General features: G+C 59.7%; 22 protein-coding genes. 7 read left to right on the forward strand and 15 right to left on the reverse strand.

Features of this window, described 5'->3' with window-relative positions; all coding sequences use genetic code 11:
* Window positions 1–61 precede the first annotated feature (61 nt).
* On the reverse strand, window positions 62–664 hold the full coding sequence (locus H3V08_RS02815) for a DNA-3-methyladenine glycosylase I (RefSeq protein WP_198181523.1): 603 nt from the start codon (window positions 662–664) through the stop codon (window positions 62–64).
* A 159-nt stretch (window positions 665–823) separates the two neighbouring features.
* Here H3V08_RS02815 and H3V08_RS02820 point away from each other — a divergent pair, with 159 nt between their 5' ends.
* Window positions 824–1963, forward strand: a complete 1140-nt coding sequence (locus H3V08_RS02820; RefSeq protein WP_198181524.1) for a TspO/MBR family protein — start codon at window positions 824–826, stop codon at window positions 1961–1963.
* 121 nt (window positions 1964–2084) lie between these two features.
* Window positions 2085–3686, forward strand: coding sequence for an ABC-F family ATP-binding cassette domain-containing protein (locus tag H3V08_RS02825; RefSeq protein ID WP_033490870.1), 1602 nt, complete (start codon window positions 2085–2087; stop codon window positions 3684–3686).
* Window positions 3687–3755: 69 nt separating this feature from the next.
* Here H3V08_RS02825 and H3V08_RS02830 read toward each other — a convergent pair whose 3' ends face one another.
* A complete protein-coding gene (locus H3V08_RS02830) occupies window positions 3756–4445 on the reverse strand; it encodes an MgtC/SapB family protein (protein ID WP_198181525.1) in 690 nt (229 codons plus the stop codon).
* Between the two features lie 201 nt (window positions 4446–4646).
* Here H3V08_RS02830 and H3V08_RS02835 point away from each other — a divergent pair, with 201 nt between their 5' ends.
* From H3V08_RS02835 to H3V08_RS02845, 3 genes are all read left to right on the forward strand, one after another.
* On the forward strand, window positions 4647–6563 hold the full coding sequence (locus H3V08_RS02835; protein WP_198181526.1) for a bifunctional ADP-dependent NAD(P)H-hydrate dehydratase/NAD(P)H-hydrate epimerase: 1917 nt from the start codon (window positions 4647–4649) through the stop codon (window positions 6561–6563).
* Between the two features lie 60 nt (window positions 6564–6623).
* On the forward strand, window positions 6624–7412 hold the full coding sequence (locus tag H3V08_RS02840; protein WP_198181527.1) for a 2,3-bisphosphoglycerate-dependent phosphoglycerate mutase: 789 nt from the start codon (window positions 6624–6626) through the stop codon (window positions 7410–7412).
* A gap of 165 nt (window positions 7413–7577) precedes the next feature.
* A complete protein-coding gene (locus tag H3V08_RS02845; RefSeq protein WP_033490106.1) occupies window positions 7578–8501 on the forward strand; it encodes a LysR family transcriptional regulator in 924 nt (307 codons plus the stop codon).
* Window positions 8502–8630: 129 nt separating this feature from the next.
* On the opposite strand, the gene H3V08_RS02850 is transcribed toward H3V08_RS02845, so the two are convergent.
* From H3V08_RS02850 to H3V08_RS02910, 13 genes are all read right to left on the reverse strand, one after another.
* Complete coding sequence (locus H3V08_RS02850) at window positions 8631–9584, reverse strand: DsbA family protein (protein WP_198181528.1); 954 nt, start codon at window positions 9582–9584, stop codon at window positions 8631–8633.
* 104 nt (window positions 9585–9688) lie between these two features.
* Entirely contained in the window at window positions 9689–10420 is a 732-nt protein-coding gene (pyrE, locus tag H3V08_RS02855) for an orotate phosphoribosyltransferase (RefSeq protein ID WP_198182099.1), read from the reverse strand.
* A complete protein-coding gene (locus tag H3V08_RS02860) occupies window positions 10417–11376 on the reverse strand; it encodes a dihydroorotate dehydrogenase (protein WP_045921793.1) in 960 nt (319 codons plus the stop codon). The genes pyrE and H3V08_RS02860 overlap by 4 nt, the downstream gene beginning before the upstream one ends.
* Window positions 11377–11426: 50 nt before the next feature.
* Window positions 11427–12257, reverse strand: coding sequence for a dihydroorotate dehydrogenase electron transfer subunit (locus tag H3V08_RS02865; RefSeq protein WP_198181529.1), 831 nt, complete (start codon window positions 12255–12257; stop codon window positions 11427–11429).
* Entirely contained in the window at window positions 12254–13330 is a 1077-nt protein-coding gene (pyrF, locus tag H3V08_RS02870; protein WP_198181530.1) for an orotidine-5'-phosphate decarboxylase, read from the reverse strand. The genes H3V08_RS02865 and pyrF overlap by 4 nt, the downstream gene beginning before the upstream one ends.
* Window positions 13318–14754, reverse strand: a complete 1437-nt coding sequence (locus H3V08_RS02875; protein WP_198181531.1) for a dihydroorotase — start codon at window positions 14752–14754, stop codon at window positions 13318–13320. The genes pyrF and H3V08_RS02875 overlap by 13 nt, the downstream gene beginning before the upstream one ends.
* Before the next feature lie 19 nt (window positions 14755–14773).
* The gene (locus tag H3V08_RS02880) at window positions 14774–15187 is read right to left on the reverse strand and encodes an aspartate carbamoyltransferase regulatory subunit (protein ID WP_198181532.1); all 414 of its coding nucleotides are present in this window, start codon (window positions 15185–15187) and stop codon (window positions 14774–14776) included.
* Window positions 15184–16140, reverse strand: a complete 957-nt coding sequence (pyrB, locus tag H3V08_RS02885) for an aspartate carbamoyltransferase (RefSeq protein ID WP_198182100.1) — start codon at window positions 16138–16140, stop codon at window positions 15184–15186. Before pyrB ends, H3V08_RS02880 begins: the two co-directional genes overlap by 4 nt.
* Before the next feature lie 154 nt (window positions 16141–16294).
* Window positions 16295–19384, reverse strand: coding sequence for a bifunctional [glutamine synthetase] adenylyltransferase/[glutamine synthetase]-adenylyl-L-tyrosine phosphorylase (locus H3V08_RS02890; RefSeq protein WP_198181533.1), 3090 nt, complete (start codon window positions 19382–19384; stop codon window positions 16295–16297).
* Window positions 19385–19471: 87 nt separating this feature from the next.
* Entirely contained in the window at window positions 19472–19723 is a 252-nt protein-coding gene (locus H3V08_RS02895; RefSeq protein WP_232340084.1) for a carbon starvation protein, read from the reverse strand.
* A 107-nt stretch (window positions 19724–19830) separates the two neighbouring features.
* The gene (mmsB, locus tag H3V08_RS02900; RefSeq protein WP_232340304.1) at window positions 19831–21000 is read right to left on the reverse strand and encodes a multiple monosaccharide ABC transporter permease; all 1170 of its coding nucleotides are present in this window, start codon (window positions 20998–21000) and stop codon (window positions 19831–19833) included.
* A gap of 62 nt (window positions 21001–21062) precedes the next feature.
* Window positions 21063–22619, reverse strand: coding sequence for a sugar ABC transporter ATP-binding protein (locus H3V08_RS02905; RefSeq protein ID WP_198181534.1), 1557 nt, complete (start codon window positions 22617–22619; stop codon window positions 21063–21065).
* Between the two features lie 74 nt (window positions 22620–22693).
* Window positions 22694–23848, reverse strand: coding sequence for a substrate-binding domain-containing protein (locus tag H3V08_RS02910; protein ID WP_033490116.1), 1155 nt, complete (start codon window positions 23846–23848; stop codon window positions 22694–22696).
* 258 nt (window positions 23849–24106) lie between these two features.
* On the opposite strand from H3V08_RS02910, the gene H3V08_RS02915 reads away from it, so the two are divergent.
* Both H3V08_RS02915 and H3V08_RS02920 read left to right on the forward strand, forming a co-directional pair.
* Window positions 24107–25300: an ROK family transcriptional regulator gene (locus H3V08_RS02915; RefSeq protein ID WP_198181535.1), complete on the forward strand. Its 1194-nt coding sequence runs from the start codon at window positions 24107–24109 to the stop codon at window positions 25298–25300.
* A 35-nt stretch (window positions 25301–25335) separates the two neighbouring features.
* Window positions 25336–26154 carry an ATP-binding cassette domain-containing protein gene (locus H3V08_RS02920; RefSeq protein WP_198182101.1) on the forward strand — a complete coding sequence of 273 codons (819 nt, stop codon included), beginning with the start codon at window positions 25336–25338 and terminating at the stop codon, window positions 26152–26154.
* The last annotated feature ends 9 nt before the right edge of the window (window positions 26155–26163 follow it).

The following is a 26163-nucleotide window of genomic DNA, read 5'->3' on the forward strand; positions in this document are numbered from 1 at the left end:
CGATGATGGCGAAGACTCTTTCGCTCGAACGGCCTTGACTTCTACTTAGGACTGAGCTATGTCACTCCTGGAACGCGTTCAAGTAGCACCCATGCATGTGATCGTTGACGATTCCTACGGACTGAATGAAGGACTGCGCCGTAACGGGTCCAACGAATTTGAGTCCGATCCCTTTCATGTCCGTACTGACAATCTCGGCCAGGTGGTCATACCGGGGTGTTGTGAGAATGGTCAGGTAATCATGATTGATGGTCTTGCCGCCGGTGAATGACCAGCAGTATCGGTCAAACTCCTCTCCGGGGAACATGTCCGCAATCACGCGGGCATTGTTTATGGTTGCCTTGATCTTGGCGAGGTTTCTGATGATGTCGGCATTCTGAACCAACCGGTCCACGTCAGCCTGGTCATATCCGGCGACGGTCTGTATATCGAAATTCGCAAACGCCTTGCGAAGGGCCTCCCTCCGGCGTAGAACAAGCTGCCAACTCAACCCGGACTGGAATATCTCGAGGCTGAGCATCTCAAAGAGGGCCTGGGAGCCGTGCTTGGGCACCCCCCACTCCTCATCGTGGTAGGTGCGCTCCAGGGGGTCACTTTGTGCCCAGTCACATCGCTTCTGGGGTGTTGCCTGTGCTGTTTGGTCTACTCCAAGCGTCTCAATCATGATGTTCTCCCTGATCGTGGCGGAAAGGACTCCGGCAGGTTCAATACAGCCTCGGAGCCATTTACCAGCATACAGTAGGGGTATATAGGCGGAATGGTCCGCAGCCGGGGAGGACCCGTGCGGATTGCGAGCGGGCCGGACCGGAGAGGAGCAGGCAGAATGAGCGACAAGGGCAGGACCGGAACCGGGGAACGAATCTCCGATAATCCCCGCCGACTGTGGTCGGAAGACGATGAGGACCCCAGAGAAAAAGCCAGGCGGACTTCTGCGGCCATGCATGAGCGTGACAGCGGGGAAGAGCGGACTCAAGCGGGAGAACAAACAGAGACAAAGAACGAATCGAAGTCCGACGGCACTAAGGCTGGGCAATTCAGGTCTCAAAAGCAGTCGGAGGAATCCTCCGAGGGAAGGAACCGCAGCCTGTCTCAGGACAGGAAGGACGAAAGCCAACCAGGCGCGTCATCTAAAGACGATGCCGGCAACAAGACCCAGGCAGGCGATGAGCAAAAAGAGAGCGGCTCCTGGAAGCTCTTCGAGGATGTCCTCCTTTGGGCGGCATGGCTCATCATGGTCGCTTTCAACGGCTACGCCGAGGTCTTCAAATTCAACGGAACCACGACCGGGCTGATCGCCAAGAGGGTGAACGTGTGGATCATGCCAGCTGGATACGTCTTCGCTATCTGGGGAGTCATCTACATCGCACTGGCCGTATGGCTGGTCAGGTTCAGTCTCGCAGGGCCGAGCAGGAAGAAGTTCGGGTTCCTTCCCTTTACGCTGAGTGGCTTGGTCTTCGTGGTCACATGCTGCCTGAACGTCGCCTGGTTGATCTTCTGGCACCGGCAGCAAACACTGGTTTCCCTGATCATCATCGCAGTGCTGACCCTCCTGGTGTGGATGCTCTATGCCTTGGTGAGACGTGACGCAACCAAAGAGGGCACCCCAAAGGTGGCCAAGGTTCTGGACTGGGCTCCCCTATCCCTGTACGCATCCTGGCTGAGCGTGGCCACCCTGGTCAACGCTGCCTACGCCATCCTTGATTCAGGATCCAGGGTCTCCGACCTCATTCAAGGATTCACCACGGTGATAGTCGTCGGTCTGCTGCTGGCTCTTGCCTTCCTCATGATGCAGAAACTGAGCGATTGGGTGTTCGGACTGGTCATCGTCTGGGCCTGCCTCGGCATTGGAATCAGGATATTCTCGACCGTGACCGTGCTCGGAGTTCTGGTCTTGGCCATGACCGCCGTCGGTGCGCTGATCATCTACTTCCCCTGGAACCGGTTCAAACTGACCAGGCGTTGACCCCTGAGCCGATTCGCCCGACCCAAGGGACAGGTACTTGCTACCATGGTCCCTTGGGTCGGACCTTGTCAACCGGCCTTCATTCGATTGCAACCATCACGAAAGCGGGGTCGGGCACGGCATGGCTATAGAGGCACAGGGACTTGAAATCCGCATTGGGGCCCGACTCCTCTTGCAAGCCACCGACTTCCATATCAGCAAGGGCGACAGGATTGGTCTGGTCGGGCGCAACGGTGCAGGCAAGACCACTCTGACCCGGGTCATCACGGGCGATATGCTCCCGTCGGCCGGCAAGGTCAGGATCAGCGGACACTTGGGGTACCTGCCCCAGTCCACCCACACGGGGGACCCGGACCAGAGCGCCCTGGACAGGGTCATGAGCGCCCGCGACATCGCTTCCACCATCAGCAGGATGCGAAAAGCCGAAATAGATATGACCAACCCTGACCCGAAAATCATGGAAAAGGCCATGAAACGGTATGACAGGGCCCAGCAGGACTTTGAGAATGCCGGCGGGTATGCAGCCCAATCCCAGGCCATCGTCATGGGCGAGAGTCTGGGTCTCAGTCAGGATACCCTCAGACAACCGCTGGGAACCCTCTCCGGAGGCCAGCGTCGCCGTATCGAATTGGCGAGAATCCTCTATTCGGATGCAGACACCTTGATTCTGGACGAGCCGACCAACCACCTGGATGCCGATTCCATCGAATGGCTCAAGGAATATCTGCGCAAGTTCGAGGGTGGCTTCCTGGTCATATCCCACTCCACCGAACTTCTGGACGAGACGGTGAACCGCGTCTGGCACCTGGATGCCCAGCAGGCCAGCATCGACATGTACTCCATGGGGTGGAAAGCCTATCTGAAGCAGCGCGTTGTGGATGAGGAACGCCGTCGCCGTGAGCGGGAGGTGGCCGAGAAGAAGGCCGAGCGGCTCATGAAGCAGGGCATCCGTCTGCACGCCAAGGCAACCAAGGCGGTGGCCGCTCAGAACATGATGAAGCGTGCCCAGCGACTGCTGGATTCCACCCAGGAGGCGGAGCGGGCGGAGAAGGTGGCCGATCTGCGTTTCCCGGAGCCGGCCCCCTGCGGCAAAACCCCCATCATGGCCGAGGAGCTCTCCAAGGCATATGGGTCCAACATCGTCTTCGCCGGCATCAACCTGGCCATCGACAAAGGGTCCCGCGTGGTCATCCTCGGCTACAACGGAGCCGGCAAGACCACGACACTTCGACTCATGGCCGGTGTCGAACAGCCTGATACGGGCCGGGTTGTTCTGGGGCACGGTGCCAAGATAGGATACTTCGCCCAGGAGCATGACACCTTGGATGAGTCCGTGTCTGTCCTGGAGAACCTCCAGCATGTGGCTCCGGATCTGGACGACACCCAGGCAAGAACGATCCTGGGGTCCTTCCTCTTTTCCGGGGAGGATGCCATGAAGCCCACCAAGGTTCTGTCCGGCGGAGAAAAGACACGTTTGGCTCTGGCCACACTGGTGACCAGCAGGGCCAATGTGCTCCTTCTCGATGAGCCCACCAACAACCTGGACCCCGCCTCCAGGGATGAGATCCTCAAGGCCATCGCCAAGTATGAGGGCGCCATCGTCCTGGTCACCCACGATGAGGGAGCCGTCAAGGCCCTGAACCCGGAGCGGGTTCTGCTGATGCCGGATGGTGATGAGGACCTATGGAATGACGGGTACCTGGACCTGGTTGCCGAAGAGTAGTCGACTCCCCTCCCCCATCATCCTTGGCTCACGTGATGCAGCCCTCTCAATATGGTTGGGTGAAACCGGTCAATCGTCCTCTCCCAGAACCTGCACGGCCTTGACGCCGACGGTTTGGCCTATGGACTCGACCAGCTCCGAGACATCCCCCTTGCCAAGGAGGTTGACGGTCACCTCAGCCCCGAGCCAATCATCATGAGAGACCTCGTGGGTGGTCAGTACTCGTGATTCGAACCCCATCCGGGTGGATAGGAGCAAGGACTCACGTAGGGAACCCCGTCCGTTTTCATAGGTGATTCGCAGGACCGTGTTCTGCCTGTTACGCAACAGCCACTTCAGGACCGGAGCCACGACCAGGACCGCGAAGAAATAGAAGGCCACGGTGAGGATGGCCAGGGAGAACAGTTGCACCCCGCAGGCCATACCCACTGCGGAGGCCACCCAAATGGCACTGGCTGTGGTCAGACCCCGCACCGAGTCGTGGTTGAAGAAGATGACCCCCGCACCTATGAAGCCGATACCGGATGCCACCGAGGCGGAAATCCTGGAGGCGTCCCAGGAATAGCTCCCGCTTGCGGCCTGGATGCCGTAGATGGAGACCATGGTGAAGAGGCAGCTGCCCATGCCTACAAGGATGTGGGTGCGGATGCCGGCATCATGCTTGAGGAATTCACGCTCAAAGCCGATCAGGCCACAAAGGAGAAGGGTCATGACCAGAGCCATGATTTGTCCGGTATCGGGCATGGTGAATCCTTGCATCGCATCACTCCTTCGGAACGGACCAACGATGTGCCCGACCATAGTTCCCCTGCCTGACAAGACCGGACCCATATAGGGATACCCTCGGCGAAACACCGGCCATACCGGACCAGGAAAATTGATGACGGATGAGGCAATCGGATAGAGTGGGTAACCAAGGGCGTCCACCTGAGAGACACCGGAGCAGTGAGGAGAGCAGGCATGAAGCCGTCGCTTGAAGACAAAAACCGGACGTATGGGGACCTGACCACCAAAGCCTACAGCGCTGATACGATCAGATCCCTGGAGGAACCCTTCCTGGAAGAAGGGGTGCCCTTGATGAGGATGGCAGCCGACTCCCTGACCACAGTGGCCCGGCTCATGATGCGTGAGGCGAATATCGATTCTGATACCGCCCGGATAGTCCTTCTTGCGGGAGCCGGAAACAACGGGGGTGACGGACTGCTGGCATCGGCCGATTTGGCCAGGCGTGGAGCCGATGTGACCGTGATCGCCACCGGGCGCAGCCTCGATCGTGAAGGAGCGAGCGCACTGCTCAGGGCAGGTGGGGTTGTCATGGCCTTGGACCCCCTGGCAACCATTCCGGACTGCGACATACCTGAGGGGGCCAGTCAGGCTGCGGACGCGCTGGCAGAAGCCGTTGAGCTATGCCAGGATGCCGACCTGGTGATTGATGCCATGGCCGGCATCGGGCTCAGGGGTGCACTACGCGGGATTCCAGCCGCCCTGGCCATCGAAATCGGAGAAGACGGAAGACTTCCCCATCGTCTCGTTCCTTCCGCCACATCAGGCAGGCGGACCCCACTTGTTTTGGCGGTCGATGCCCCTTCCGGCGTCGATATTGACGGGGGCACCCTGCCGGGGGCTTACATCCCCGCCGATGTGACCGTCACCATGGGCGCCCTGAAGCCATGCCTGATGCTCCCCCCTGCCGCATACATCTGCGGGCGCCTCGTTCTGGTGGATTTCGGATTCAATACCTCGGCCCTGGCACCGACCGTCGAGTGTATGACCAGCGGTACCTGTGCAAGCCTTCTCAGGGTTCCCCGGATCGATGACACCAAATACAGTCGTGGAGTGGTGGGCCTCGTCACGGGTTCGGACCAGTACCACGGTGCAGCCCTGCTCTCCTCCACCGCAGCCGCCAATGCAAATGTGGGGATGATTCGTTACCATGGGCCCGACAGCGTTGGTCAGCTCATCCTCTCCTCCATACCAGAGGCCGTGCTGGGTACCGGACGGGTGGAATCCTGGGTTCTGGGATCAGGTGTACCGACTCAGGCGGCTCTGAACCAGATGGACGATGCCCCGGATTCGAACGGAGAAGGGCAACGGGATTTGATCTCCTCCCTGCTGAACAGGCAGGCGCAGGATGAGGAGGAGGGCCATACCGGTACTGATCCGGCCATGGTCATCGACGCAGGTGCACTGGATCTCCTGCCCGACAGAATCGGCCCCTTGGGCATACTGACCCCCCACGCAGGAGAGATGGCTTCCCTCCTTGGAGCCCGTGGCGAAAGCGTCGAATCTGAGGATGTCCTTGCTGCACCGGTCCAATGGGCCATCCGCGCCTGGGAACTGACCGGTGCCACGGTCCTGCTCAAAGGGGCAGTGACAGTGGTTGTCGGCGATGACGGGACCGGCCAGCCACGGGTCATGACCACCGGGTTCGGTCCGGCCTGGCTCTCGACCGCGGGCTCTGGCGATGTCCTGGCAGGAACCATCGGTGCCCTTCTGGCGCAGAACGCAGACCTTATTGAGGACGAGCCGGAAGCCGTAGTCGATCTCGTCGCAGCCGGAACCTACCTGCATGGGCTGGCCGGGGCCTTGGCTTCGGAATCCGGGCAAGCCGGTTGGGAGGCACCTCTGGTCTTCCAGCCAAGGCATCCCCAAGCTTTCATCGAACAAATCCAGGAAGAATCCAACGAGGGAAGCAACCACGCCCACGGTCCTTTGGGTCACCCGATCCGTGCCTCGGAAATCGCCGAACATCTTCCCCAGGCTGTCGGCACGCTCCTGAGCGGGCATACCGCCCTGGATTCAGGATCGAACAGGGGTGACAACAACCAGGACAGGGAGTCCTCCCTCTTTTTCGAGCACAGTTCGCTCTGGTTCTGAGAACCGACGCACGGGAGTACGGGGCTTGGGTGGCAAGCCCCCAAGGAAAGGAACGGGTCCATGCAGGCTGAGTTGATAGTGATGCGTCACGGAGAAAGCACCTGGACCCAGAAATCCGTCAACCGGTTCGCCGGTTGGGTCAATGTTCCACTGACCACCCGAGGTAGAGACCAGGCCATGCAGGCGGGCAAACTCCTCAGTCAGGCCGGTCTCGCTCCCGATATGGTCTTCACGTCGCTCCTGTCCAGGGCCATTCTGACCTCTGATATAGTCCTGGATCTGACCGACCGCAGCTGGATACCCGTAGAGAGGACCTGGCGACTGAATGAGCGCCATTATGGGGCTTTCCAGGGTGAGACGCGACCGGCGATGCTGAAACGCTACGGCCAGGACCGTTTCAATGCCTACCGGCGCTCGTTTGATGTGCGGCCTCCTGACATCGACCCGGCTTCCCCTTACTTTCAGGAAGACGACCCGCGGTATGCTCCTGCCATGCAGGACCATCTGGACTCGCTCGTCCCGGCCGAAATCAGAGCCGAGTCTTTGAAGGACCTCCTGGCGCGGTTGCAACCATACTGGCAGGCACGAATCGCCCCGGTACTGAAAGAGGGACTCACGATTCTGATGGTCACCCATGGGTCGGTTGTCCGGGCCCTGATCAAGGTCCTGGAAGGTATCGGGGACAAGGACATAGCTTCCATCAATGTGCCTACAGGAGTACCCATGGTCTACGGGTTCACAACCGATGTCCACGGCAATCTATGCGTGGAAGGAAGGGGACGGTACCTGGACCAGCAGGCGGCAACCAGGGGTATGGAGGAGATAGCCGCACTCGGACGGCACCTCTAGGCGAGACTGGTTACGGTTTTAGCCCCCTCCCGCCAGGGGCGCAACCCCACTCCACTTCCCCCGGGAACCAGTCCGGCTGAACCGACCATCGCCTGTCTAGCTTGGCGTACCACGATGAAAGAAGGGTGGGCGTGAGCCGTAACGGGGCTGGTATAGATTGAAACCATGACACTGCTCCAGCTGCGATATATCGTGAAGATCGTCGAGTGCGGATCCATGAATGAGGCTTCGCATGAGCTGTATATCTCCCAGCCGGCCCTGAGTTCCTCGGTCAAGGAGCTGGAGAACGAATTGGGGATCGAGATATTCACCCGCCACTCCCAGGGAATCGCCCTGACCGTCGATGGTGCCGAATTTCTGACCTATGCCCGGCAGATCCTGGACCAGACCGATCTTCTGGAGTCCCGCTACAAGCAGGTAACACCCCGCAAGCAGCTTTGCAGAGTCTCCACCCAGCACTACATGTTTGCAGTCGAGGCCTTTGTGGAGATGATCAACTCAATCGACTCCGAAGAGTATGAGTTCACCATCAGGGAGACGAGAACCAGGGATATCATAGACCAGGTTTCGACCCTGCAATCCGAAATCGGCATCATCTACCAATCAGGCTTCAACCAACAGGTACTTTCCAAGATGCTGCGCGAGAAACACCTGGACTTCCACCCTCTTTTCAGAGCCGACCTGCATGTCTTCCTCGCCAGAACGAATCCGCTCGCCAGCCGCAAGATCCTAACCATGAAAGACCTGGAACCCTACCCCTTCCTGCAATATGAGCAAGGCGACGAGGGTTCCTTCTATTTTGCAGAAGAGGCGGTTTGGCCCAGCTACTCCTCCAAGCAGATCACCGTAACCGACCGTGCCACGATGCTGAACTTCATCGTGGGACTCAACGCCTACACGGTCTGCACCGGTATCGACAATGAGGACCTGAACAATGAGAAGATCGTCAGTGTCCCCCTGCAGTCTGACGAATCCATGCTTCTGGGTTGGATAGTCAACAGCAGGACCAAGATATCCCATGCCGCAGAGCTCTACCTCGACAAGCTGAAGGAAGTGCTCTCCAATCATGGCTACTCCCTCATCGAGTAGGGGCACCCCCCCCCCCTCCCAGTGGCAGAGACCATATCCTGAGCTGACGGGTATGCAAATCGAAGGGGCGTCCCATTTGAGGACGCCCCTTCGATTTGTCAACGATTCAGTAGCGATGGACGACACCGATCAGAACGGCAGTGCTTTTCCCGTGGAACCTATGGAGGGCATGACACCCTGCATACCCACCTTGTCGTCATCAATCCCCAGGGATTTCAGCAGGGCCTTGTCGAGGTGCTGTAGGCCGCCGGAAGCCTTGCCTGCACCACTGATGTCCCAGAGACGGCCGTTGACCATGATGGTGGGTGTGGTGAATTCACCCTTGGCATCCTCGACGTCCGTGCGTGTGATGGTGTAATCGTTCACCTTCTGGACCCAGTCCTTGTAGCGGCCTTCGGCAAACTGTGCGGCCACGGATTCGGGAACCCCCACCTTGACAGCCTGATTGGCAAGATCCTGGTCCGAGACCGGCTGGTAGTCCTCCTCGTCAGGCTGGAAGCCCTCTTCGAAGACGGCGGCCTCAAAATCGAGGAAGTGATTGGGATCCTGCTCGGCCACCGTGGCCAAGGCATTCCCAACCCGCGTTGAGTACTGGTCACTGGAGACCTTATCCAGGAAGTTGAGGAAGGTGTAGGTGACAGTGATCTGACCTGCCTTGACCATCTTCTCCAGTTCGGGGTCGATGACGCGTCCCACCTTGCCGCACCAGGGGCACATCGGGTCGACGAAGACATGGACTGATGGAGCATTGGGTGCCTTGGTGTTGATTCCTCCGGCCGATATGGTCAGTCCACCCTCTTTATCTGCAACAGATGGTTTGACCTTGACCTCCTGGAGCTCCTTATAGGCCGTCTTGCTTCCGGTCGGCCCCTTGGCGACGGTCTCCCCGGATACCGTTGCCTGCGCATCCCTGTCAGCCTGGTCCTTGCGATGCCAGACATAGAGTCCGGCTGCAAGGATGACCAGGACCAGAACAAGGGCCACTGCTGAGATGATGATGCCACGGCGTCGCCCGGGGGGTACGGTCTCCTGCTGCCCTGGCTGTCCGTTCTGATCTGGTGTGCTCTGCTCTGTAGGGTTCATGTCCATGAGGTCCTTCTTGATGGGCCGGGACCACGCCCTGCGCGGTCAACCTGCACAGACCGCTGGTCGGCGGCCTGCATCGACTTGCTCCAATCTACACCAAATCAGGCTCCGTAGCGGTTCAGATAGTCCTTCGCGTCCGAAGCCACCTGGTCGGTCAGGAAAGGCCTGCCCTGGTTGTCCTTCATGGCGCTCGCAGCCTGGAAAATCTGCTGCACATTGACAATGCTGAGCACGGGGAAGTGGAACTCCTCCATGATGGCCTCGACTGCTGAGCCCTTGCCCTGACCCGTTTTCTCCATCCGGTCCACCGAGAGGACCAGACCGACGATCTCCACTTTCGCCTGATCGAGTATCTTCGGCACCGCCTGACGGACTGCGGTCCCCGCAGTCATAACATCATCGACCAGAAGAACCCTCATACCATCTTCGAGTTGGGTTCCCACCATGAGGCCGCCATCGCCGTGGTCCTTGACCTCTTTCCGGTCGAACGTGTAGCCCAGGTGCATATCATGGGCACCTCCAAGTGCAATGGCCGTCGAGACGGCCAGGGGAATCCCCTTGTAGGCAGGCCCGAAGACCGTGTCGATATCGGCCGGGAGCGTTCCCGCCTTGACGGCATTGACTATGGTCCTTGCGTAGAACTCCCCCAGCAGGGCTATCTTTGGACCGTCATTGAAAGCACCGGCATTAATGAAGTAGGGAGAGCGCCTGCCTGACTTCAGCGTGAAGTCCCCGAACTTCAGTGCGCCACTTTCCAGGAGGAAGCGGGTGAAGCCTTGCCGAAGACCCTCCGTCTGTTCCGCAGGTATCTCGGTTGAGTCGATCCTGTTCATTTCCATGTCTTTCCTTTCGAGAGCAAATCAGCAAGTTCGGGTCGTGAGTCCAGGAGGTCGTCCAGTTCCCTGGCCACCCTGACGGGGGCGACCGGATCCAGGAGGGCGGCGGCGCCTACCTCAACGGCATTGGCACCCGCGTACAGAAACTCAAGGGCCTTCTCCCCTGAATCAATACCTCCTATGCCGATAATCGGAATATCGGGCAGGGCCTTGCGAACCCTCCAAACGAAACCGAGGGCTATGGGGAAGACGCAGGGGCCTGACACTCCCCCGGTCTCCTGGGCCAGGATGGGTTCACCTGTATCAATGTCGATACGCATGCCGACCAGGGTGTTGATCAGGCTCAGGGCATCTGCCCCACCCTCCACGCTGGCCTGGGCCACAGCCACGATGTCGGTGACATTCGGGGACAGTTTGACCACCATGGGCTTGTCGGTCATGGTGCGTAGGCGATGAATGAGCCGGTTCAGAGCTTCGGGATCGGTTCCCACAGACATGCCCCCATGGGAGACATTGGGGCAAGAGACGTTGATTTCCAACATGTCAGCAGGGGAATCGGCCAGGCGCTCCACCACCTGGGCATAATCATCATCACTGTGACCTGCCACGTTGGTGACCACCGTGGCCCCCAAGGCCTTGAGTCTGGGAAGCTCGTCGACCAGGTAGCGGTCCACGCCAGGATTCTGCAGTCCTACGGAGTTCACCATTCCAGCTGGGGTCTCCGCCGTCCTTGGAGAGGGGTTGCCCTCCCAGGGGACGGGCGAGACACCCTTGGTGCCGATGGCTCCCATGTCCGCCACATCATAGTAGTCCTGGCAGGCATCCAGATTGAAGGTGCCGGAGGCGGTGCCCACCGGATTCTTCCATGGCACACCTGCCACGACCGTGCCATGCTTCCAACGGTGAGGTTCCAGGGGGTCCATACCGGGGGTGATATCCCGGCCAGCAGACATCGCCTTATCTTCCTGCATGATACTTCCGTCATTCACTGCAATTTCGCCCATCAGTGCTTGCCGCCTTTCCAGAGCAGGTCATCCGCTTTGAAGACCGGCCCATCCTTGCAGACCTTGAGACGTCCATTTACGGTGTCCACGACACAGGCCACACAGGTGCCGTACCCGCATCCCATCCTGGCTTCCATGCAGCACTGGGTGGGGATGGACCTCTTACCGGCCCAGGCGGCCACAGCCCCCATCATCGGGGTCGGGCCGCAGGTCAGGATGATCGCGTCTTCAGGGTCCAGGGTCGGTTCAAGACCATCAAGCAGGGTAATGACATCGCCCCGCCCGTTGTCGATGGAACGCAGATCGTCCACCAGGGGATTCATGAACCTGTCGGCGAAGTGTACGGACCGGTACCCGAGCAGGGCGGTTGATCGTGCACCACCCTGCTCCCGGAGGACCTGGGCAGCCCGTATCAGCGGAGGAACCCCCAGCCCTCCGCCCACGAGGATGTAATGGCCGCTTCCGGAAAGGTCAAACCCTTTGCCGAGAGGACCGAGCAGGTCGATGCAATCGCCGGGTCGGAGCTCTGAGAACTCGTGTGTTCCCCTGCCGACCACACCAAAGATGACCTCAATCTGGTTGCCGCCCAGGACCCTGCTGATTCCCAACGGACGGGGAAGGAGGGTCATCGAGTCGGTCGGGTAGAGATTGACGAAGGAACCCGGAAGGGCTTCCTGGGCAGCGAAGGGATCCTCGATGGTCATCCTCCAGACATCCTGGTCCAGAGCCTCCATCCCGGTGATTACGTCGGTGCGTCGTCCAGGCCGGCGTCCGGCCCGGCGTGCACGGTCGATGACCGGTTCTGTGGTCGTGAAGACAGGCTGTCTCATCTACTCTCCTTCAGTGCTCGATTCAGGTCGTCCCTCATGGTCTGTGCCGCGGTCTTTGCTGCCTGGCTCACCAGGTGCAGGGCGGCCGGAAGACTCATGGCCGGCGTGAAGGACGGGTCTTTCTTCCAGGCGGCGATGATGCCCCGTGATGAGTTGACGATGGCACCACTCCCGCGAGCATCAAACATGGGCACCACGTCGTCCGCCGCACCTCCCTGGGCGCCGTACCCGGGGACCAGGAAGAAGGTGTGCGGCATGGCCTTGCGTAGGGTGGCCCCTGCCGCGGGATGGGTCGCCCCGACCACTGCCCCCAGTCGGGAATATCCGTGGTCACCTCGCAGTGATGCCCCCCACTCCTCAACCAGGTCCCCCACCTGCTCGAAGAGCATCCTGTCCTCACCTCGGTCGTGTCTGACCCGAAGCTCCTGTATCTGGCTGGACGAGGGATTTGAGGTCCGTACGAGGACAAAGATGTCGCCATCGGCCTCGTCTGCAGCTTTACTGAAGGGGTCCACCCCGTCGTTGCCGAGGTATGGATTGATCGTGATGGCGTCCTCGTACCAGGGAAAGCCAAGGCCTTGGGTGGTGCCGGTTCCATAGCCGGGCTTGGTTTCGCCCCCTTGTTCGGTTTCCCGCAAGGCCAGGGGCATTCCCGAAAGGTGGGCGGCGTAGGCCGAGGCAGTGGAACCGATATCGCCTCGCTTGACGTCGCCGATAACGTACAGCCCCCGGTCGGCGGCAGCCTTGCAGGTGCTGGTGTAGGCCTTGATGCCGGATGGACCAAGGGCCTCATACATGGCGATCTGGGGTTTGACGGCAGGGACCAGGTCGGCTACTCCGTCGAGGATGGCCAGGTTGAACTTCAGATAGGCCTGGGCCAGATGATGGGCCCAGATCGCCTGGACCTGGTCATTCGACCAGGTGTCCTCAAGGAAGCCAGCTGAAGTCAGGCTTTCCCTGGTTTCCTTTCGGGCCTGGTCTATGAGTTGCGGGGGCAGAAGCTCCGGGCGGGGATCCAGACCCACCACGGTCGGATTCCCCTTCTCCTGGATGAGTCCTATCAGCCTATCCATGCTTGTCTCCCTTCCCTGGACCCCTTGACCTGCCCGGATGTAAGGCGGGAGAAGACCAGGTGGGAGTCCTTTATGGTGGCAAGAACCCTTCCCCTGACCTCCCAGCCCTGGAAGGGGGTGTTGCTCGCCTTGGAATGGAAGTTGCCCGCATCCACGGTCCACTCCCCGGCCGGATCCAGAACGACCAATCCCGCACCCTCGGATTTGGTCAGGTCCAGAAGGTTCCTGTCCTGGGTCATATCCTCAATATCGGTAATCGCGGTACCAAGCAGCTCGGCCGGAGCCAGACTCATCAGTTCAACCAATCGCTGGTGTGAGATGACACCCGATTCGACCAGTGCCTGGTTGCAGATGGCATAGGCCGTTTCCAGGCCTATGATTCCGTTTGGTGCCTTGACCAGCCCGCCTGCCTTTTCGCTGACGGTATGGGGGGCGTGGTCGGTGGCAATCATGTCGACGGTACCGTCGGCAACGGCTTCAAGTGTGGATTCCCTGTCGCTCCGGGATCTGAGCGGAGGGTTCATCTTGGCCATGGCGCCAAGCTCCAGCACGTCCTCGTCGCAGAGGGCCAGGTAATGGGGGGCCGTCTCGCAGGTGACCGGCAACCCCTCCTCCTTGGCGCGGCGAATGGCCTGGAAAGCCGCGGCTGTACTGACATGCTGGAGGTGGACCCTGGTGCCTGTCCTTCGGGCAAGCTCGATGTCTCGTTGGACTATATCCAACTCGGTCGAGGCAGGTACGCCAGCGAAGCCGAGACGGCGGCTGACTTCGCCTTCATTGATGAAACCCGATTCGTGGTGCTCGCAGTGGTCCAGGATGGGCAGACCGGCATCGCGCGCAATTCTGGCCACATCGTCCAGGGTCCGGTCGGTCACTGCCGAGCCGTCGTCACTGATGGCCAGCACAGGGTGGGCCACAGCTCCCGGATGGCTCCCATGAGGCTCCCTTGACGGCAGGTGAACCCGCCAGTCATCAGGATTGGACGGTTCTTGCCCGGCCCGGTCCTTGGAGGCTGCCACGCAGAGCGCATAATGGACCGGTAGGGACCTACCAAGCTTCTCTTCGTAGTCCTGGAGGTACTCGATGACCGTACGCCCGTCATCCATCCGGGCCTGGCCATCCATGGCGGGTTCCGTGTTCGGCAGGATCAGAACCTGTCCATACCCTCCCGCAGCCGCCGCCGTACAGCCGGTGACCATGTCCTCCTTATCGACCTGCCCGGGATCGCGGAAGTGCACGTGGGGATCCTGGAAGGCGGGAGCCAGCACCATACCCGACATGTCGACAGTGCTGGTTGCCGCAGACTCCGACCCGGCCAGGGCTCCGGTCTCGTCGATCAGCTCCGTGGCGGCGGCCGTGTCGACAACCAGGTCGACACAGCGACCTGTCCGCCATAATCGAAGCCCCTGGAAACGTATCCTCATGCCCTGACTCCTTCGGTCTTCAGAGTTCTGCCTTCTCGTCGCAGTAGTCACAGCGGTAGATCCCTGAACCATCCAGGTGGAAACGCTGATCAACCCCACGCTCCACGGATGTGACGCATCGTGGATTGACACAGGTGATGACATTGACCAGATGCTTGGGTCTATCCGGCTTGTGCTTGCTGACTATGCGCCCCTCACGAACCAGATCGACCGTGGCCTGGGGGGCTATGAAGCCCAAGGCCGTCAGATCCAGGTCGTCGGTCTGCTCGATCTTGATGATGTCCTTGCGCCCATACTTGCGGCTGTCCGTGTTCATGATCAGGGCAAGCCGCGTGCTGGCGGGATCCACGTGCAGATAGTGCAGGACCTTCAGGGCCGTGCCAGCCTGTACATGGTCGATGATGGCTCCGTCAACAATGCTGGTGACCTTCATGCCTCCACCTCCATCTTTGTTTCGTAACCGGGTAGTTCATCGCCCAGAAGGGCACTTTCCAAGGCCATTCTGACCAGCATCCCGTTGCGCACCTGTTCAAAGTAGGCCGCTCTGGGGTCCTTATCCACTTCGGTGGTGATCTCGTTGACCCTGGGGAGGGGGTGAAGGATGGCCATGTCCGACTTGGCGGACTTCAGCTTCGCCTCGTCGAGGATGTAGGTGTCGCGCAGACGCAGGTAGTCGTCCTCATTGAAGAAGCGCTCCTTCTGGACCCTGGTCATGTACAGAATATCCAGGTCGCCGATGGCCCCACCCAAATCACTGGTTTCACGATACGTGCAGGTCGGGGAGGCATCTATGCGTTCCAGGACGTATTCCGGGGTTCTGAGCTCATCTGGGCTGATCAGAACGAAGTCCACGTGGCCCCACCTGCAGAGGGTGGATATCAGGGAATGGACAGTGCGGCCGAAGGTGAGATCTCCGCACATGCCGATGGTCAGATGGGTCAGCCGCCCCTTTCGGGCACGAATGGTCGCCAGGTCGGTCAGGGTCTGGGTGGGGTGCATGTGCCCTCCATCGCCGGCATTGATGACCGGGACGGAAGCCGCGCGGGAAGCCACCAGGGCCGCACCCTCCTTGGGGTGCCTCATGGCCACGATATCGGCGTAGTTGGAGACTGTTTTCAGGGTATCGCTGATGGATTCGCCCTTGGATACACTGGCCAGCTGAGCTCCGGCGAACCCGATGACCTGCCCGCCCAGGCGAAGCATGGCGGTCTCGAAACTCAACCGCGTTCTGGTGCTGGGTTCGTAGAACAGGGTGGCCAAGACCCGTCCGTCGCAGGTATGGGCCACCTCGCGCCGGTGTGAGTCGATATACGCAGCCCGATCCAGAAGATCCTCGATGCGAGGCAGGGGAATGTCATCAAGGGTGACGACGCTGCGACCTTTCAGGGTCGGAGTCGAACCTGAATCGGGAAAAACGGAATCTGTGAAGGGGGGTTCCCCCGAATGATCATCAAACTGTTCAGACAAAGGCTCACCTTTCTCAGGTGGCCACCTCGCGTGACCTGAACAATCATAATCCGCCCCGGGGACCTCCGCGACGTCAGTTTCCGTAAAAGAGTCGTTCCATGACCTCCCGGCAACGTCGCATGGCGGCCAGGAGTTCGTTGGCGAACTGCTGCCCCCGGTGGGCCGGATAGCCTAGGTACACGGCGATACCGCCAAGTATGAAACCGTCATCCGGAAGAATGTCGGCCTGGTTGACCCGTCCCGTCCATAGGAAGTTCCCGTTTCTGGCAGCTGTGCACAAGTTCCAGCTGGTTCTCAGGACCTCGGCGTCATCGTGGTCGATCAGGCCCTGAGCCTCCAGACAATCCAGAGCGGGCATGGTGGCTGTGACCCTGAGCTCCGGACAGTCGTGGGCGTGACGGAGCTGGAGGAGCTGGACGGTCCACTCGACATCGGAGAGTCCTCCTCTGCCGAGTTTCAGGTGCCGGTCGCGCCTTACCCCCCTCGGCAGCCTCTCAGCCTCCATCCGCGCCTTGAGCCTGCGTATCTCCCCCACCTGTTCCTCGCTCAGAGGTTGATTCGGATACCGTAGGGGGTCTGCAACCGTGTCCAGGAATTCCCGCGCGAGGTCCTGGTCTCCGGCGGCGAACCTGGCTCTGATCAGGGCCTGATGCTCCCAGGTCGATGACCAGGACCGGTAATACTCGCGGTAGGAGTCCAATGATCTGACCAGAGGGCCGTTTCGCCCCTCAGGCCGTAGATCCAGATCCAGGTCAATCTTCGGCTCCAGGGTGAGGGATCCGCCCAGGACCGAACGGAGGTCGGTCACCACATCCCGCGCAAAGTTGCCGGCCTTCTGGTCGTCGGCACCCTGTACCGGACGGTAGATCAGCATGGCATCGGCATCCGAGTTGAAGTTCACATCACGGCCGCCGTATCGTCCCATGGCGATTACGGACAGGACGGCGGGTGCAGAATCCAGCCCGACCTCATGGAGACGATTGTCCACCGACCAATCCAGAGCTGCTCCGATGGCGGCATCGTAAACGTCCGCCATACCTGTCAGGCATCTCCCCTGATCGTTGACCCCGCTCATCCAACCCAGGCCGATACGTTCGATTTCGTGACGACGCATGGCTCGAATCGCCGAAGCGAAGGCCCCTGCCTGATCTGCGTGACGGACCCGGTAGGAATGACCCCGGTCGTCAAGATTCTCCCGGCTTCTGGGCTGCAGGTCTTCATCCCTGCCCAGCCAGGTGACGGACTGGACCGACTTGGACAGGGCGCCGGAGAGGTACCTTGAATTCGAGAGGACATGGCAAAGCCTGCGGGCCGCCGAGGTCGAGTCCCTGAGAAAACCCAGATAGGTGCTCTTACCGCCGAAGTGCTCCTCCAAGGTTCTCCATCCCAGTAGTCCCATATCGGGATCCTGCCCCTCCCCCAGCCAGTTCAGGACGGCAGGCATGAGAATCCGGTTGATCCGGGCCGACCGGGATACACCACTGGTCAAGGCCTCGATGTGACGAATGGCCGCGTCTGGATCGGTGAATCCTATGGATGCAAACCTCTCCCTGGCTGCATCCGGTCGCAGACTGACCTCATCCTCATCCACCTGGGCGTTGATGGGGAGCATTGGGCGGAAGTAGATGGCCTGGTGGAGCTGGCGCACCTGGATTCTGGTGGCCTCGTACCTGTCGAGCATCTGATCGGCATGGAGGCCGAAGGCCCTGGCAAGTCGCCGCAAATCCGGGTTCCCCTCAAGGTCGCTGAGACTGGGGCGCTGACGGTGCTTGGATGATCCCTGGTGAATGTCGGGGAAGAGGTGCGTTCGACGGAGTTGCCACATCTGCAGGCGATGCTCCATGACGCGTTCGAACCGGTAATCCCCATCCAAGGCCTCCCCGTGTTTTTGGGAGATGTACCCTCCTTTGGATAAGGCGGACAAGGCTTGGATGGTTGAGGGGACGCGCAGGGTCTCATCACTGGGCCCGTGGACCAATTGGAGCATCTGGACGGTGAATTCGACATCCCGCAGGCCACCCTGACCGAGTTTGATCTCCCTCTCCCTGAGCTTTTCGGGTATGTTCTGCTCAACCCTCGCTCTCATGGCCTGACAGTCATAGACGAAGTTCCTGCGCTGCGAGGCCTTCCAGACGAATTCCCGGGCCATCTCGGCGTAGGCCGACCCCAACTCGACATCCCCTGCCACGGGGCGGGCCTTGAGCAGTGCTTGGAACTCCCAGCTCTCGGCCCAGGATCGGTAGTAATCGGCATGGGCCTCCAGCCGGCGGACGAGAGGGCCGTCCTTCCCCTCGGGTCTCAAGGCGGTGTCGACCTTCCAAAGCGGAGGCTCCAGGGTGCCCGGGATGATGGACTGGCATATCTTCTGGAGAAGGATGGCGATTTTGGTACCTATGGAGGTCAGGTCATGGTCGGATATCTCTCCGGCGGGTTCCACCACATAAATAAGGTCGACGTCGGAAACATAGTTCAGCTCCCTGGCGCCCAGCTTGCCCATGCCGATGACAGTGAAGCGGCACTTGTCAGAGGATGGTACCTGACCTTCGGCAATGGCCAAGGCCCCCTCCAGAGTCGCCTCGGCCAGATCGGACAGGGCCTGGCTTATACGCGGCTGCACCTTCTCGGGCTCCTCTGCAGCCAGGTCTCTTGCCATAATCGCAGCAAGCTGCAACCGGTATTGCGCGCGAAGGGTGTCGACCTGGCGAGCCAGGACTTCCTGACCCGGCAATCCCATGCTTGCCTGACTAAGGGCATCGGAAATGAGGGCCTTCCTCGTCTGGAGGGGACAATCACCTGACCGACAGGGGTCACAGGCCACGGCTTCAACCAGGGATGGACGGGAGCGCATCAGTCTTCCCATGGCCTCGGAGGCTCCGAGAACCCGGATAAGTGACTTGATTGCCGAGCTGTCCCGATCGTTCCCTTCCTGGAGGAAGTCGGGCAGACCGCTGGAGGTGTACTGGTCGAGGACCATGACCAGGGAGGAGAGGGCGGCATCCGGATCGCAGGCCGACTCCAGTGAACCAATTGCGGTTTGCTTGATGTGTGGGTCAAGACCAATCCGGTCCAGGCGGTCCAAATCCCTCCTGGCGCGGTCCAGGTCCTGCAATCCAAGCCGTATCAGATCCGAGGCCTTGAACTGTGCTGCTCCTCCGTCCGCCATACCGCCACCCCCGTCCTTCATCCGTACCCGTATCCTATCGGCATTATATAGATGGAGCGTGCCCGGACATAGGTTGAAGCAGGGTACTCATTCCTCCGGGCTTGCTTGGTCCTGCCCGTTCTCATCGACGGTCCCGCTGGCCGCCTTCCGGCCCTCCTTCCAGGCACAGGTTCCACAGTATGCTGTCACCACCGTCAGGCAGAGCGAGAACACGATGGTGGACCAGCTCAGCAGACTTCCGTCCCGCGATGCCTCCGCCAGCGACTGGATCAGCCAAAGGGCGCAGGCCACGGCGGTAAGCCCGTACATCCTTGAGCGGGCCTTGTCGTTGATCTTCATATGAAACTCCTCTGCGGATACCAAGATGGGAACCTATGAGCCGGCCCCGGGCACCCGTCTTTGCAAACGGGACCCGGGGTCAGTACATGGAGGCCCTTGGCGCTGGGTCAGCTCTTGCGACGCTTGGACATGACGTCGATGGCGACGGCCAGAAGCAGCACCAGACCCTTGATGGTCTTGACGATTGCCGTATCAACACCCATGATCGACAGGCCCTGGTTGATGACACCCATCACGAAGGCACCCACCACGGCGCCGGGGATGGTGCCGATACCACCGGTAACGGCGGTTCCACCGATGAAGCAGGAGGCAATGGCGTCCATCTCGAACTCCATACCTGCCTGGGCAGTTGCAGATGCCAGACGGGAGAGCATGCAGATAGCGGCTACAGCAGACAGGAAGCCCATGTGGACAAAGAGGGTGAAGTCAACCCGCTTGGCGTTGATGCCAGAAAGCACAGCGGCCTTTCGGTTGCCACCCACTGCATAGACATGACGACCGAAGACCGTCCTGGTCAGGATGAAGTTGTAGATCAGGACCAGGACAGCAACGATGACCAGCATGATGGGTGTCCCTCCCTGGGTCTCGTTTCCGGAAGAGGCCAGGAGGTAGGTCACGAAAACGATGACGACGGAGGCAACCAGGATCTTGCCGATCATCAGCCCCTTCGGCTCGGGAACCAGGCCCACAGCCAGGGTCTTGCGGCGCTTGGATATCTGCGACCAGGAATAGGCGAGGATGCAGAGCAGACCGAGAACGATGGTAAGACCGTCGAAAGGCCCCCACCATCCCAGGATATTGGGGAGGTAGTCGCGGGCGATTCCCCTGAACTCCAGGGAGGTGATGGGAACGGACTCACCGACGATGACCGTGGCCAGACCGCGGAAGATCAACATGCCGGCCAGGGTGGTGATGAATCCGGGGATGCCGACCACGGCAACCCAGAAGCCCTGCCAAACCCCGATAAGCAGACCGACCACCAGGGAGAGGAGGATGGCCAGCATCCAGTTGACTCCCATGTGTTCCATGAGAATGGCGCATACACCGCCTATGAAGGCCACCAGTGAACCCACAGAGAGGTCGATGTGGGTGGCGATGATGACCATCACCATGCCGATGGCCAGGATGATCACATAGGCGTTCTGTTGAATCAGCGAAACGAAGCTGTTGGGTTTGAGAAGGACCCCCTTGGTCAGGATTTCGAATACGACCACGATGACGACAAGGGCGCCGACTATTCCATACTGGCGGGCGTTGCTGGCCAGGGAGGCCAGCATCCCCTCGCCCGGTGCATTCTCTTCGATCTGGTTTGAGGTCCTGTTCTGAGTGGTTGGCGAGCTCATCGCGTCACTGCTCCCTTCTTATCCTGTGTCATGCCCTTCATCAGATACTCCTGAGAGAAGTCACAACGGTCTACGTTGTCGGTTATCACTCCCTGGCTGACCGTGTATATCCGGTCGCAGATGCCGATGAGCTCGGGGAGCTCGGAGGAGATGACGATGACGGCCTTTCCCTGGTCGACCAGCTTGTCAATGATTTCGTAGATTTCGTACTTGGCACCGACATCGATGCCTCGTGTGGGTTCATCCAGGATGAGCACATCGGGGTCGGATATGACCCACTTGGCCAGCATGACCTTCTGCTGATTGCCGCCGGACAGGGTTGATACCGGAACATCGATGTTGCTGCATTTGATGTTGAAGTCCCTGCGGTACTCCTCCACCTCGCCGCGTTCGACGTTCTCTTTCATAACGCCGTACCGGCTCAGCTTCTTCAGGGATGCCATGGAGGCGTTCTCCCTGATGTTCTGCAGAAGGTTGAGTCCGTAAACCTTCCGGTCTTCGGTGGCATAGGCCAGGCCTGAATCGATGGCGGCCTGGACGCTGTGCAGATGGACCTCCTGACCGTGCATTTCGATGGTTCCGCTGATGTGACTGCCGTAGGAGCGACCGAAGATGCTTCGCGCCATCTCTGTCCTGCCGGCTCCCATGAGTCCGGCCAAGCCGACGATCTCGCCCTTATGGACCACCAGATTGGCGTGGTCCACGATGACCCTGGAGGGATCCAAGGGGTGGTGGACTGTCCAATCCTTGATTCTGAAGACCTCATCCCCGATCCTGGGCTCATGGTCCGGATACAGATTGGTCAGTTCCCTTCCCACCATCTTCTGAATCAGCAGGTCCTGATCCAACGGGTTCTCAGGAGTAATCTCCATGGAACCGACTGTTGACCCGTCGCGGATGATGGTGACCCCGTCAGCTATCTGCGCAACTTCCCCCAGTTTGTGGGTTATGAGGATGCTGGTGACCCCCTGGTCATCCCTCAGTTGCCTGACCAGGTTGAGCAGGTGGTCCGAATCCTCGTCGTTGAGCGCGGCTGTTGGCTCGTCAAGAATCAACAGCCGGACGTTCTTCGACAGGGCCTTGGCTATCTCGACCAGCTGCTGCTTGCCGACACCAAGATCCATGATTCTGGTGTCAGGATTCTCGTCCAGCCCCACCTTGGCAAGGAGCCTGGCCGCCTTGGCCCGGGTCTGGTTCCAGTCCATCACTCCGCTTTTCGCCTGCTCGTTGCCCATGAAGATGTTCTCGGCAATCGAAAGGAAGGGACTCAGTGCCAACTCCTGGTGGATGATGACGATACCGTCGGCCTCGGAGTCATTGATGGTGCGGTACCTGCACCCCTTTCCGTCGAACTCGATCTCCCCCTTGTAGCTTCCATAGGGATATACACCCGAAAGCACATTCATCAGTGTGGACTTGCCGGCTCCGTTTTCACCACATATGGCATGAATCTCGCCCTTGCGCACCTCCATGGTGACATCCGACAAGGCCGTGACCGGACCGAACGTCTTGGTGATGTTCTTCATTCGTAAGATGATGTCCTGTTGGGACATGACTGCTACCTCCTGTCCGTACCGGGGTCCTTCCCAGCAGGGAAGGACCCACGATGACGGACCTACCGGTGAAACTACTTGGTCAGCTGGTCGAATCTGTCCTGGGTCAGGTAATTGGCCTTGACCAGATCCGTCAGGTTCTCCTTGGTGATTCCCTTGGGATCAAGCAGCTTGGAAGGCACCTCGATGGTGTTGTTGTTGAACTTGCCGTTCAGCCCCGAGACCTTCTTGCCCTCGGCCAGCTCGATGATCATGTCGTACACGGCATCGGCCAGTTTGTTGACGTCCTTGAAGACCGTCTGACCCTGGAGACCCTTGGAGATGTTCGCGACCGAAATCTCCATCGCATCCTGCCCGGTGATCTTGGGCCAGTTCGGAGAATTGGGCTGCATGTCAGGACGCTTGGACTGGATGGCGTTGATTACGCCCTGGCTGATGCCGTCGTAGGGGCTGAGCACCGCATCCAGCTTCTCGCCATGGGCATATGTGGAGTCCAGGATGGATTCCATATCCTTCTGCGCCTGTTCCGTCTTCCAGGACTGGACCGAGATCTTCTGCCAATCGGACAGCTTGAAGTCCTTGTTCACGCCGCCACCATGCTGGGAGGGACTGACCAGAACGCCTGACTTGAAGTAAGGCTGGAGGAGATCCCAGGCACCCTTGAAGAAGTACTTGGCATTGTTGTCATCAGGCGATCCGGTAAAGAGCTCGACGTTGAAGGGACCCTTGGCTCCGGACTCCAGACCCAGTTGGTCGATCAGCCATTGCGCTTCCAGTACGCCTGTGCGCTCCAGCTGGAAGGTGGCATAGTAGTCCACCGCCTTGGTGTTCATGATCAGCCGGTCATAGGCGATGACCTTGGCACCCGCATCCTTGGCCTTCTCGACAGCCGGCCCCACTGCGGTTCCGTCCTTTGAGGCCACCACCACTATCTTGGCGCCCTTGTTGACCATGTTCTCGATATCGGCATTCTGCTGGGCCGGCTTGTCGTCCGCAAAGGAGAGCACGACCTTGTACCCGGCCTTCTCCAGCTTTGATTTCAGGTTGTTGCCATCCTTGTTCCATCGCTCCTCGGACTTGGTGGGCATGGAAACGCCGATCGTCGCTCCCTTCCCCACGGCTTCGGAACCGCTGCCATTATCCCCCGAGCGGGAACCGCCACAGGCACCCAGGCCAGCCAGCATGGCCAGACCGACCGCTGCCGCCAGGGTACGTTTCATCATTTTCATGGAGACTCCTTCTTCTTTGAATGCGCTGTGGGCCGCTGTGCCCACCAGCCTCGATGATGAGGTTCAGGAGTCAGCATACATCCTTGCGTTCAAAACATCAATTCAAGAATTGTTATAAATCTGTTTTGCATTATCTATATGAACTTAAAGTATCGTCTCGGCTCTTACTCCGCTCATAGGAGTGCTCCGCTTGCGCCGGACGGTGTGGATTGCCAAGCATGTGCCGAGGACTGGGGGTCTTGGCTACACTTGAGTTTTATGGCACATCGATTGTTCGGCTCCCAGACCTCCTTGCGTGAGGCCAATCGCGCCCTGCTTCTGGACACCATTCGGAGATTCGGTGCCATGACCCAGATTGAACTCGCCGAGAACACAGGGCTCTCGACGGCCACCATTTCGAACCTGGTTCGGCAAATGGGTGAGCAGCACCTTCTAGAGACCTCTTCAACGACCCGAAACGGCCGTAGGGCAACCCTGGTCATGCTGGCGCGGCAGAAGGGACTCGGTGCCGGGCTCTATATCGGGCGTCACGAGATGCGCCTGGAACTGGTCGATGCCTCGCACACCATCCTGGCCGAGCACAATCTCGCCCTTCCCCACAATCACAAGCCCGACACGACGCTGGAGCGGGCCATGATCCTGATCAAGGAAACGCTGACTTCCATCGGTGCCGGCATGGATGAGCTGGTGGGGCTGGATATAGCCTTGGGAGCACCAGTGGACTGCCGCACACATCAGCTTGCCATTCCGGGCATCCTCAAGGGATGGGACAACCATGATCTCATAGGCACCTTCCGTGAGGCGTTCAACGTGCCTGTCAGCGTTGACAACGATGCCAACTACGCGGCCTTGGCAGAACTACGAATGGGAATTGCAGCGGGAAAACGCCATTTCGTCTATGTCCACGCCAATGATGGAGTCGGTGCAGGCATCATCATCAACGGTGAGCCATGGCGCGGCACCACGGGGCTGGCTGGTGAAATCGGCCATGTTCAGGTCGATCCGCTCGGCGACATCTGCATCTGCGGCAACAGGGGATGCCTGAACACCGTGGTTGACGAGAGCAGGTTGGTTTCCCTCCTGAGCGTGACCCACGGCACCATGACCCTGGAAGACCTGGTGTCCAGCGTCAACCAGGGAGACCCGGGCTGTCGGCGTATCGTTGCCGATGCCGCCATCCGCATAGGCAACGTGGTCGCCGACCTGTGCAACGCCGTGGATCCCCAAGTTGTCGTGCTGGGCGGCATACTCGGAACCACCGGCTCGGTCTTCCTGGACCCACTGCAGGAGACCTTGCAACGCATGCTCTTCCCCGATGCCATGGTGCCTATGGAAGTCCTGCCTGCCCGATACCCGATTACCGGCCCTGCGCTGGGGGCGGCTATGATGGCAGTCGACAAGGTCAACGAACACATCGCTGTGTCCTCGCAATCCGCAGGTCAAACGTCATAGAGGAGGTGACCGATTTGAGTGACGTCACGCCATTGATGGAGATGAGTGACATCTCAGTCAAATTCGGATTCGTTCATGCCCTTAAACAGGTGAGTCTCAGTGTGCGGCATCGCGAGGTGCTGGCCGTCGTAGGCGATAATGGTGCAGGCAAGTCGACCCTGATCAAGATCATGTCGGGATTGCTTCACCCAGATTCAGGCACGATGAAATGGCAGGGCGAAGCGGTCACCTTGCCCTCCATTCGGGCGGCCGCACAGCTGGGCGTGGCTGCGGTCTTCCAGGGACAGAGTTTCTGCGACAACCTTGATGTGTCGGCCAATCTCTTCCTGGGCAAGGAGCTGCGCGACAATCACCTTCGCAGGGACGACGAGACCATGCAGGAGAGGACGCGCCAGGTCCTCCAATCCCTCTCGTCCGCCATTCGGGTGGGTCAGCCCATGGCTTCGCTTTCCATGGGGCAGAAGCAGACCGTCTCCATCGCCAGGACCCTGCTGGACAACCCGCAGTTGATACTGCTTGACGAGCCCACCTCCGCGCTCTCGGTCATGCAGACCGCCGAGGTCCTCAACTACATCAAACGAATGAGGGCCGAGGGGCAGAGCATCGTCATGGTCTGCCACGACCTGCCAGATGTCTTCGCCGTGGCCGACAGAATCGCCGTCATGCGCCAGGGGCGTCTCGTCGGCGTACTCGAAACCGCAAAAACGTCATATGAGACGGTTGTCGCACTGATATCCGGTATCGACCCGGAAACCGTCATGAGTGAAACCGAGCGAATCGATGCCTTGACCGACGCACAAGCCCGCGCCCACACCCTCAGGGGTACACGGGCGATATGCCTGGACCAGATCTGAAAGGGGGGC

Origin of the sequence: Bifidobacterium sp. M0307 (genome assembly GCF_016100445.1) — a bacterium.
In the GTDB taxonomy this organism is placed as follows: domain Bacteria; phylum Actinomycetota; class Actinomycetes; order Actinomycetales; family Bifidobacteriaceae; genus Bombiscardovia; species Bombiscardovia coryneformis.

Bases quoted from the DNA above. Each gene is read 5' to 3' on its own strand.
- H3V08_RS02815 (WP_198181523.1), bottom strand. From the start codon at position 664: ATGATTGAGACGCTTGGAGTAGACCAAACAGCACAGGCAACACCCCAG.
- H3V08_RS02820 (WP_198181524.1), top strand. From the start codon at position 824: ATGAGCGACAAGGGCAGGACCGGAACCGGGGAACGAATCTCCGATAAT.
- H3V08_RS02825 (WP_033490870.1), top strand. From the start codon at position 2,085: ATGGCTATAGAGGCACAGGGACTTGAAATCCGCATTGGGGCCCGACTC.
- H3V08_RS02830 (WP_198181525.1), bottom strand. From the start codon at position 4,445: ATGCAAGGATTCACCATGCCCGATACCGGACAAATCATGGCTCTGGTC.
- H3V08_RS02835 (WP_198181526.1), top strand. From the start codon at position 4,647: ATGAAGCCGTCGCTTGAAGACAAAAACCGGACGTATGGGGACCTGACC.
- H3V08_RS02840 (WP_198181527.1), top strand. From the start codon at position 6,624: ATGCAGGCTGAGTTGATAGTGATGCGTCACGGAGAAAGCACCTGGACC.
- H3V08_RS02845 (WP_033490106.1), top strand. From the start codon at position 7,578: ATGACACTGCTCCAGCTGCGATATATCGTGAAGATCGTCGAGTGCGGA.
- H3V08_RS02850 (WP_198181528.1), bottom strand. From the start codon at position 9,584: ATGAACCCTACAGAGCAGAGCACACCAGATCAGAACGGACAGCCAGGG.
- pyrE (WP_198182099.1), bottom strand. From the start codon at position 10,420: ATGAACAGGATCGACTCAACCGAGATACCTGCGGAACAGACGGAGGGT.
- H3V08_RS02860 (WP_045921793.1), bottom strand. From the start codon at position 11,376: ATGTCTGCTGGCCGGGATATCACCCCCGGTATGGACCCCCTGGAACCT.
- H3V08_RS02865 (WP_198181529.1), bottom strand. From the start codon at position 12,257: ATGAGACAGCCTGTCTTCACGACCACAGAACCGGTCATCGACCGTGCA.
- pyrF (WP_198181530.1), bottom strand. From the start codon at position 13,330: ATGGATAGGCTGATAGGACTCATCCAGGAGAAGGGGAATCCGACCGTG.
- H3V08_RS02875 (WP_198181531.1), bottom strand. From the start codon at position 14,754: ATGAGGATACGTTTCCAGGGGCTTCGATTATGGCGGACAGGTCGCTGT.
- H3V08_RS02880 (WP_198181532.1), bottom strand. From the start codon at position 15,187: ATGAAGGTCACCAGCATTGTTGACGGAGCCATCATCGACCATGTACAG.
- H3V08_RS02890 (WP_198181533.1), bottom strand. From the start codon at position 19,384: ATGGCGGACGGAGGAGCAGCACAGTTCAAGGCCTCGGATCTGATACGG.
- H3V08_RS02895 (WP_232340084.1), bottom strand. From the start codon at position 19,723: ATGAAGATCAACGACAAGGCCCGCTCAAGGATGTACGGGCTTACCGCC.
- mmsB (WP_232340304.1), bottom strand. From the start codon at position 21,000: ATGCTGGCCTCCCTGGCCAGCAACGCCCGCCAGTATGGAATAGTCGGC.
- H3V08_RS02905 (WP_198181534.1), bottom strand. From the start codon at position 22,619: ATGTCCCAACAGGACATCATCTTACGAATGAAGAACATCACCAAGACG.
- H3V08_RS02910 (WP_033490116.1), bottom strand. From the start codon at position 23,848: ATGAAAATGATGAAACGTACCCTGGCGGCAGCGGTCGGTCTGGCCATG.
- H3V08_RS02915 (WP_198181535.1), top strand. From the start codon at position 24,107: ATGGCACATCGATTGTTCGGCTCCCAGACCTCCTTGCGTGAGGCCAAT.
- H3V08_RS02920 (WP_198182101.1), top strand. From the start codon at position 25,336: ATGGAGATGAGTGACATCTCAGTCAAATTCGGATTCGTTCATGCCCTT.